General features: G+C 33.1%; 2 protein-coding genes. Both read left to right on the forward strand.

Annotated elements, in window-relative coordinates; translation table 11 throughout:
* The coding region (locus HW45_RS04555; protein ID WP_038225226.1) for a response regulator at nt 1–1,513 on the forward strand (1,513 nt) is incomplete at its 5' end.
* 3 nt (nt 1,514–1,516) lie between these two features.
* Nucleotides 1,517–2,105, forward strand: a 589-nt coding sequence (locus HW45_RS04560; RefSeq protein ID WP_038225228.1) for a response regulator transcription factor, incomplete at its 3' end; no start/stop codon positions are given.

Raw genomic sequence — 2,105 nt, forward strand, 5'->3', positions numbered from 1 at the left:
TTTGGGGGTTGGTACAGAATTTTGTGTAACTTTACCTTTAAAAACAAATAAGAAATTAAGTATTGAAGATTCCGTAAAAATTAAAAATAGAACATTATTAATAATCCACGACGAAAGTAAGTTAGGAAATGTTATTAGAGATAATAATTCCAATATTGCAAGTGATATTGTTGAGACTAATGCAGAAGCGTATTTAAAAAATCCAACCGATTTTTCTTCACTGGATATTGTATTTTATATTCCCGAGACACGGTTATCAAAAGAAAAATTAGTTAGAGTTTACAATTCATTTATGACTACTAATTCAAGTGTCTTTATACTGTCAATAGATAACGATGATAACATTTATTCCTTGGTAGATAACGTCAGTTGTGAAACCAATATAAAAGTATCAAAAAAAGAGTTAACAATTGAGTATATCAGTGATCTTATTACTAGAAATGGAACACCTAGTAAAGAGGTCATGATCTACAACGAAAATAATAGCAACTTATCAAGGATGAAACCATGTTTTGTAGGTGCTCATATTCTTCTTGCGGAAGATAATGAGATAAATCAGGAGATAGTTCATGAGATCTTAACAAGACTAAAGATAAAAGTTACTATTGTTGAAAATGGAAAAGAAGCAATTTCAGCGCTTAGAAGTGCTAATAACTTTGATTTAGTCTTAATGGACTGCCAAATGCCCGAAATTGACGGATATCAAGCTACAAAGATAATTCGCGAAGATCCAAGCATAGACAGAATACCTATACTAGCTTTGACCGCCAATGTACTGCAATCCGATAGCAAAAAAGCGCTAGACAGTGGCATGGATGCAGTAATCCATAAACCGATTGTTATTTCTGAACTTATTAACACTCTATCTAAATGGTTGGGGTATGATCTTGACTCTTTATGTAATCACGTGTTGAAGAAAGTAGAGTTAGAGGGCTCAGAGCAACTACAAGCTTTGAGCCAATTAGAAGGTGTAGATATAGAAAACGGCCTTATGATCAGCAATGGTAATTACGAGCTGTATGAAAAATTATTGCAGAGTTTCTCAAAGCAGTTTGCAAACTTCGAAATCCGGTTTGTAGACAAAGAACAAGCTGCCCGAAACGTACATACTTTGAAAGGTGCTTCAGGAAATCTTGGTTTTACTCAGGTGCAAGAAATATGTCTAGCATTAGAAACCGCCCTAAGGACTAGAAATACACAAGAGATAGATGAACTATCTAAGCTTTTGACTCTAAAAATAAACGAGTTACAATCAGTTATAGACGAGATTTTCTTACCAAGAAAGATCAAAATAAAATCATTCTTAGATCTTCAAAAGTTGAAAAATGACATACTTCCTTTATTAAATTCATACGATGTAATGGGCATTGTAAAAATAGACAATGATTATAGAAGCGCTATAGTCGAGCAATTGAGTCCGCAAGATAGATTGTCATTTAATAGGGCGATGAAAACATATAACTTTGAAGAGATTATTCATCTCATAAAAAGTTTAGATAGCATTAAGGAATAGTAGATGATAGTAAAAAAGAATATCGTAATACTCGACGACCATCCTATTGTAGTAAAAGCTTTAGGAGATATGGTAGAAAATATATCTATAGACTTTAATGTTAAGAGTTTTTCTGACACCCGTAAAGCATATGAGTATATCGAATCAAACAATATCGATTTGATAGTATTAGATATCCAACTGGACGAATGGGATGGTTTTTCTTTCTATCGGCGGATAAAATCAAGTGGTTACAAAGGGAAACTAATTTTCTTTACGTCATTAGAGAATCCTTCATATGCAAGAACTGCATTGGAGATTGGAGCAGATGGTTATTGTACAAAATCGATGAGTTTGGATAATCTTAAAGTGACTATTATTAGAGTGCTTTCTAACGACCGATCAGCTATCGAAAGCTCTCTTGAACATCAAAAAATGGTAAAGCTATCTCAAAGAGAAACACTAGTACTATCTTACTTAATTGAAGGTCAGACTAATAAGCAGATTGCAGATAGATTATATTTGAGCCAAAAAACAATTAGCACTTACAAATCTCGCTTGTTAAAAAAACATGGAGTTGGCTCTATATTAGAACGGCTTTGTTGCCGAATTC

Source organism: Vibrio sp. ER1A, from assembly GCF_000733315.1.
GTDB lineage: Bacteria > Pseudomonadota > Gammaproteobacteria > Enterobacterales > Vibrionaceae > Vibrio > Vibrio mediterranei.